The 6,496-nt window shown below is 49.4% G+C and carries 6 protein-coding genes and 1 pseudogene; 2 read left to right on the top strand and 5 right to left on the bottom strand.

Annotation, left to right across the window (positions count from 1 at the left end; all coding sequences use genetic code 11):
• Positions 1–282 (top strand): annotated as a pseudogene (locus IQ217_RS18405) (hypothetical protein); the annotation flags it as partial.
• Positions 283–324: 42 nt separating this feature from the next.
• Positions 325–1,314 carry a DMT family transporter gene (locus IQ217_RS18400; RefSeq protein WP_194021350.1) on the top strand — a complete coding sequence of 330 codons (990 nt, stop codon included), beginning with the start codon at positions 325–327 and terminating at the stop codon, positions 1,312–1,314.
• A gap of 85 nt (positions 1,315–1,399) precedes the next feature.
• On the opposite strand, the gene IQ217_RS18395 is transcribed toward IQ217_RS18400, so the two are convergent.
• The 5 genes from IQ217_RS18395 to IQ217_RS18375 all read right to left on the bottom strand — a co-directional run bounded on the left by IQ217_RS18395 (position 1,400) and on the right by IQ217_RS18375 (position 6,394).
• The gene (locus IQ217_RS18395; RefSeq protein WP_010871376.1) at positions 1,400–1,756 is read right to left on the bottom strand and encodes an iron-sulfur cluster assembly accessory protein; all 357 of its coding nucleotides are present in this window, start codon (positions 1,754–1,756) and stop codon (positions 1,400–1,402) included.
• Positions 1,757–2,181: 425 nt separating this feature from the next.
• Positions 2,182–3,126 carry an AAA family ATPase gene (locus IQ217_RS18390; protein WP_194021348.1) on the bottom strand — a complete coding sequence of 315 codons (945 nt, stop codon included), beginning with the start codon at positions 3,124–3,126 and terminating at the stop codon, positions 2,182–2,184.
• Positions 3,127–3,300: 174 nt separating this feature from the next.
• The gene (locus tag IQ217_RS18385) at positions 3,301–4,383 is read right to left on the bottom strand and encodes a DUF4350 domain-containing protein (RefSeq protein ID WP_228024285.1); all 1,083 of its coding nucleotides are present in this window, start codon (positions 4,381–4,383) and stop codon (positions 3,301–3,303) included.
• Positions 4,384–4,432: 49 nt separating this feature from the next.
• Entirely contained in the window at positions 4,433–5,752 is a 1,320-nt protein-coding gene (locus IQ217_RS18380; protein WP_194021344.1) for a sensor histidine kinase, read from the bottom strand.
• 51 nt (positions 5,753–5,803) lie between these two features.
• A complete protein-coding gene (locus IQ217_RS18375; protein WP_228025796.1) occupies positions 5,804–6,394 on the bottom strand; it encodes a YcjF family protein in 591 nt (196 codons plus the stop codon).
• Positions 6,395–6,496 lie beyond the last annotated feature (102 nt).

The raw sequence follows: 6,496 nt of genomic DNA, 5'->3' as shown, positions 1-6,496 counted from the left end.
TTTCACTATTTACCACCCCGCCCGCCCCAAATTCACCAGGCAGTGTTCCAGTGCGATCGCCAAGAAGTGATGCAGTTTACCGATTCTCCAGATTTTCTACGTATTCTTTTGCAAATTACCGATGCCCCCGTTGATGCCCTGATTGCAGCTGCTCTGAGGGAAATTTATCTCCTCCGCCAAGGCGATCGGGCCTGGCTAGTAACCGTTGGCCGTCACCTCAGTTTGCTCCTCAAAGATGACTACGATCGCCTACGCCATATCCTTGGTCAAGTCCATTTTTAGGGACAACGGTGTTCCATTTCCGAGTAGCGGCATCAAAAAATTATGCGAATTTTATCTAATGTCAATCTGACGGGACTATTAATAGTCCTCCTTGCCGCCATTTTCTTTTGTTTTCATAACGTCATTGTCCGAATTTTATATTCCCAGCAAAATATTTTAGGTATTTGGCAAGTGGGTGGTTTTGTCACTCCGACCCTGAGCCATTCTTTTCTCCTTCTATTGCTGAGAATGCTTTGGGTAGTACCGCTCATGGCCCTGATTTCCCAACGTCTCTATGGAAATACCTGGCGGGAAATTAATCAACTGAAACAGGCTTCCCATCGCTCAATAATTTGGGAGGCCCTGGGCTGTGGATTTTTAATGTTTCTCTACCTAGTTTTGCTCTACATTTCCATCAGCTACATTCCCACCGGCATCGCCATCACCCTATTTTTTACCTACCCGATCTTTACAGCGTTATTGGCGTGGCGACTATTCAACGATGTGCCCAGTTTATTGCGCTGGCTAGTGATTGGTTTAACGTTGCTAGGTACATTTCTAACCATTCCCTATGGCTACGGCGGGGAGCAACAAACATTGGCCATCGGCATCGGCACTGGCATTGCTTCCGGCATTGTCTATGCTGGCTATACGGTATTTGCCCAAAGGAGCTTTCAAAGACTCCATCCAGTCCCCTTTACCTGGATCAGTTTTGCCACCACCCTGATTCTTTCCATACTGTGCCTAATCATTTGGCGTCCCAACGAAGGTAATTTACCCTGGTTAGCCATTGCCGTTGGCTCCCTGTTGTCGGCTTTATTCACCTTAGCGGGCCATGTGCTGAACAACTGGGGCATCCATTTAATCGGTGCCAGTCGAGCGGCCATTATTGGGGCAACTAATCCGGCTTTAACGGTGGTGCTGGCGGGATTGGCTATTCAAGAAAGCCTCACCAATATCCAAATTCTAGGGGTGTGTCTCGTTACTTTCAGCATTGCTTTACTTAATTACGAAAAAATCAGTCCTAGTACGGAGAAAAATGCCTTAAAATAGCCACAAAAAAGAGCAGGAGACGCTACTCCCGCCCTGATTTTTCCTAGTGTTATTTCTGTTGAATGGCCCAAACTAGAATCAAAGTTTAAACCCCAAAGGATTTACCACAACCACAGGTTTGATTGGCGTTAGGATTGGTAAACTGGAAGCCTCCACCGATGAGAGCATTGCTGTAGTCCAGCATCAAGCCATAGAGATATAGCAAACTTTTCCGGTCGCAGATAATCTGAAAACCTTCATAGTCGAACACTTCATCATGTTCCGTTGCCCGGTTTGGTTCTTCAAAATCCATCATGTAGGACATGCCAGAACAGCCCCCTTGGCGCACCCCCACCCGTAAACAAAGATCTTTTCCTTGTTGTTCTTTCAGGGCCAGGAGGTGTTTGAGGGCCGCATCGGAAAGTTGAATGCCTTTGGCTTGGGTGGCGGTGGCTTGGCTCATGATAATGCGTTACTCCTATGGAAAATTTAGGGGAAAATTAAAAGAAATTGAAAATCTAAAGTTACAAGATGCCGTCGGAAAAATTTGCAGTGCCCCTAGGAATTCCCAACGCTAAAGCTTTGGTAATATCGGTTACTTTGGCTTAGTTTATCGAGTCGGAACTGCTTTTCAGCCATTACCGAGTCAGGAGAATTCCATTGGCTATGCCTGGGGCACAGTGGCTAACCTGGATTGGCAGTGGGACAAAGAAAATTTGGTCTTGCTAATTTTGGCAAAAATACACAAACAGTTTCCTTTCCATCTTAGCGAGAACGGGGGAGGCTGTCTGTGGTAATTCCCCTATGGCAACAATTGAGTTCCGCCCAGGGCCTTTCTTCAACCTTACACCAATGGCCATGGGGATTCTGAATCTCGGTCCTTTCGCTTCAACGGGGCACTGCGGTCTGTTCCACAATGGCGGTGATCACATCATCAATGCCAATGCCATCAAGCTGGGCTTCCGGCCGTAGGATTAAACGGTGACGCAATAGGGGCGGAGCAACGGTTTTGAGATTATCCGGTACTAAATATTCCTGCCCATTCAGCCAAGCATCGGCCTTGGCGGCTTGCAACCAACGGAGGGAGGCCCTAGGGGAAGCTCCAATCAAAACATCGGGGTGATAGCGGGTTTTTTCCACCAGGGCCAAGAGGTAATCCAACAGCTTTTCATCCACTGTAATATCCTCTACCGATCGCCGGCTGGCCAAAATTTCTTCTACAGTAGCAATGGTGGTTAACTGCTCCAGGTCTTGCCGTTGGGCATGGAAACCCTGTTGAAAATTGACCAACATTTGTTTCGCTGCGGCCTGGGGGGGATAGTCCACCACTAGCTTAAATAAAAAGCGGTCTAGTTGGGCTTCCGGTAGGGGATAGGTACCTTCAAACTCCAAGGGGTTTTGGGTGGCCACTACCCAGAATAGGGCTGGTAGCGCATGGGTCTGGCCATCGAGGGTCACTTGCTGCTCCTCCATCGCTTCCAACAGAGCAGACTGGGTTTTGGGGGGAGTGCGGTTAATTTCATCCGCTAGCAAAATTTCCGTAAACACTGGGCCCTGTTTGAGGCTAAAGGCCTGCTGGTTGAAGTCAAACACGTTTACCCCCACCATGTCGGAGGGCAACATATCCGGGGTTAGTTGTACCCGCCTAAATTGGGATTGGATCGATTGGGCTAGGAGTTTCACCAACAGAGTTTTGCCCGTACCCGGCACCCCTTCTATGATCACATGCCCTCCGGCCAACAAGGCCACCAGTAATTCCTGGATGAGATGGGGTTGGCCCACCAAAAATGTTTCCAAATGGCCACGGAGTTCGTTAAACAGAGGACGGGTCATAGGGTTTGGTCAAGGGAAGGAAAATCGAGCAATTGATGGCAATGGCAGTTTTGGCAGAGTTGATTGGCAAAAGCCCTAAAAACACCGAAATAAACGCAAAACATTAACTCAATCAGCCCCCATAATGGGCAGTTACTCCACCGCATTGGGTTTGAGGCCATTGCCCAATGGATTTTAGCTAGAGGGAGGTAGTTGGGCTTGCAGTTGTTGCCATTGTTTTAACCATACCCGTAAGTCACTCTCATTTTTGGGCAATTTGTCTGGCTGGCTAAGGTTGGTTAGTAAGGCCGCAGTAGCTTCACTTTCCTTGGCCTTGGGCAAATTGCCTAATCGCCTCTGTAGGGAGGGACTTTCCGCCTGGAGCAATTGTTGCACCACAAATTGAGGCCGATCGCCTTTTTCCAACACCTGGGCCAGGGCATGGATATAGGCTTGGTTATTGTTGCTAGTCGGACTAGGGGGTGCTTGGGGTTGGCCAAAACGTCGGTTCCCAAAAATGACTAGGAGAATCACAGCCACTAGGGATTGCAGAAAAATTAGCATTAGGGGCGTGTTTTGCAGATAGGCCCACACCGATGCCAATCCTTCCTTCTGGAGGGTTTCCGTATCCTTATAGCCGTGTAAATATTCATCCACCCACAGGGGATTATTACCTTCCGTCAGTAAAGATTGGAGTAGGGCAAAGTTGCCTGGGTCATCCTGAAAAGCATTGGCCGCCAAAAAGGGAGGTACCACCCAGATAATTTCTCCCCTGCCTTGCCGTTGCCGCCAAATGAGGGTGCCGTATTCGTCCGCTAATATTTTCCCTTCCTTTTGGGGCGATCGCCTTCTGCCCTGAATGCGTACCGGGCCCTGGTCACTAGCTACGGTTTGAGTAAAGGGAGCTTCGGTCAATTCGGCCCATCGTCCTAGGTAAACCAAACGATTACCACGGGCTACCCACTCCCACTCCTGGGGGGTGACATTACCGCCATCCCCATAGGGCGCAATGTTAGTGATTGGTCGGGGGTCAATTCTTAGCAAAGTCACCGGGGTTGGTAGATTGGTGAGTTCGTCCCCCGGTTTACGCCACCGCTCTACGGGGTTTCCCCTTTGTTCCATCCATTGCCACCAAGCGCCATAGCCCCCTGGACTAGTACTATAAGTAGATCCTTGCAGATGGTCTGCCCGCCCGGTTCCTGCCCACAGTAATGCTCCCACCGCCACCACGGCGATCGCCAGCAGAATAATCAAATTACGACGGGATTTAAATAACATTGGCAACGGCGGACCAAGACCCACAGATCAGAACATCAGAGAACAAAACCTAGTTGGTGACAACAAAACGGTGGCCGAGGGAATTATCCACCATAGCTGGCAAAAAAATGTGGAAATTACTACCCTGTCCGGGGCGACTGTGGACAGTAATTTTGCCACCCCACCGTTCCACTAGGCGATGGACAATGGTCAAACCCAACCCCGCCCCCTGGATTCCCGAGGAAGTATTTTGCCCCCGGAAAAAACATTCAAATAAATGGGGGATGTCCGCCCTGGCAATGCCACAACCACTATCATTCACCACAATTTCCACCTGAAATTCCTGGTGATAGGCTTTAATTTGCACCCTCCCCCCAGAGTCAGTGAATTGCAGGGCATTTTCTAGTAATCTTTGCAGTATGGCTTGCAAATCCGCCCGGGAACAGGCCACTGGAGGACAGTTTTCCACCACAGTGGAGTTCAAGGTAATTGATTTTTCTGCAGCGATGGGCTGGTAAATACCGATTACCCCCATAATGCAATCGGCAATTGACACTGATTCTGGGGAGGGGGCAGTGGCATCAATTTCCAACAACGCCTGTAAACCAGTGATCAAATCAGTTTGGCGATCACAATTTTGTCTAATTAAGTCTAAATATCGCTGGCGGGCTTCCTTTTTTTGTTGAAAAGATTCCAACAATTGCAGTGCTGTTTTGGTATTGGTGAGGGGAATACCCAATTCCCGAATCAAATTAACCACAAAGGAGTTGGCGATCGCCGTATAATTCGGCTGCTTATTATCATTACTCGTAATTTTTTTGAGCGGTGGTCCCATCCCTTGCACCAGTTGATTAACCAAATCCAAATCAGTGCTGGAGGGCAGCTTCTCCGGTGCGAACAAATCCACTGGCAAATCGTCCGCCACCACTAATAATTGTTTTAATTGATTTAAATAATGCCCAATCACCCGTGGAGAAAAGCTTTGTAAAATATTGACCACCTTGGGGTTTTCCGGGGATTCATTCAGCAAAATTAAGAGGCTAATTTCGGCACTGAGAAAACAGAAAAAACTTTCCCCCTGCCAATGGGTATCAACTTCCAAAAGCAATGGACTAATGGTTGTTTTTAGGTCCAACCTCAACCCCGCTACCGGCCCCGGCTCATCCCCATCCCCGGGACGACACCAATATAAATGCTTCAACAACCCCGTTTGACTATAGTCGGCGATCGCCGTTTGCCAGGGAGATTGCCCACTAAACTTAGCCCAAACACTGCACTGAATCTGGTTATCAGCCAAAATCAGACAAATACTCTTAAACCAATTAACCGCCGCCGCCGTTCCCAACGTGTGCAGGGTATGGGGAGCCTGCCCCTGAACCAATCTGAACATGGATGGTGATCACTCCAATTTTTTGTGGCCATGGCCTTGGGAGAACCTAACCTAATTATGGCCACTAGGGGGATTTTTAAACCGATTTTGGGCTTCTTGGAAAGCATTTCGCATCACCGCTTGGATTTTTTGTGGATCTGGTTTCTTGCCCCCCATCAAATCCCCAAAATAAACACAGGCCCCTTCCCCCAAAGACCAGGTGTAGGCCGCTGCCCAGGATGCCGCTACTACGGAACCAAATCCCGGCACAAATTTAATCAGTTCTCGCCCCACTGCCTGGGCCAAAAATCCCCCCGCAATGGCACTGACCACCCCCCCTGCCTGGGAAGGGGTCAACACCTGCCCATAGAGTTTACCCAGCAATCCCACCAAGGAAACTTGGAGCGCTGTTAGCACGGGCATCGTCGCAAAGGGGAGGGGTACTGCGGCCAGGGTTGCCGCCATGACAGAAAAAGCCAAAATATACCGGCGGGCCACATCCCGGTAAATGTTGCCCAGTCGCTTGCCCGTTTCCCCATCCAATAGTTGATGCAGGGTTTGGGCTTCGGCCTTGGGTAGTCTCTCCGCCAGGCGATCGCGCAGCGCTGTTAGACCGTAAAACTCAGGGCTATAGCCATCTTCTTCCCTGGTAAAATCCACCATCACCGCTCCGTCAATCCAGGGGCCAAAATTTTTGGTAATGGCGACGAAGGCCCGCTCTATTTCCGGTTGGTCGGGGGGATAGGGGGGATGGTCTGTCTCTTA

This window comes from Synechocystis salina LEGE 00031 (assembly GCF_015207985.1).
GTDB classification, from domain to species: Bacteria; Cyanobacteriota; Cyanobacteriia; order Cyanobacteriales; family Microcystaceae; genus Synechocystis; species Synechocystis salina.
Note: the sequence above shows the minus strand (reverse complement) of the source record. Positions and strands in the feature narration are given on the sequence as shown.

Bases quoted from the DNA above. Each gene is read 5' to 3' on its own strand.
- IQ217_RS18385 (WP_228024285.1), bottom strand. From the start codon at position 4,383: ATGTTATTTAAATCCCGTCGTAATTTGATTATTCTGCTGGCGATCGCC.
- IQ217_RS18375 (WP_228025796.1), bottom strand. From the start codon at position 6,394: ATGGTGGATTTTACCAGGGAAGAAGATGGCTATAGCCCTGAGTTTTAC.
- IQ217_RS18380 (WP_194021344.1), bottom strand. From the start codon at position 5,752: ATGTTCAGATTGGTTCAGGGGCAGGCTCCCCATACCCTGCACACGTTG.
- IQ217_RS18390 (WP_194021348.1), bottom strand. From the start codon at position 3,126: ATGACCCGTCCTCTGTTTAACGAACTCCGTGGCCATTTGGAAACATTT.
- IQ217_RS18395 (WP_010871376.1), bottom strand. From the start codon at position 1,756: ATGAGCCAAGCCACCGCCACCCAAGCCAAAGGCATTCAACTTTCCGAT.
- IQ217_RS18400 (WP_194021350.1), top strand. From the start codon at position 325: ATGCGAATTTTATCTAATGTCAATCTGACGGGACTATTAATAGTCCTC.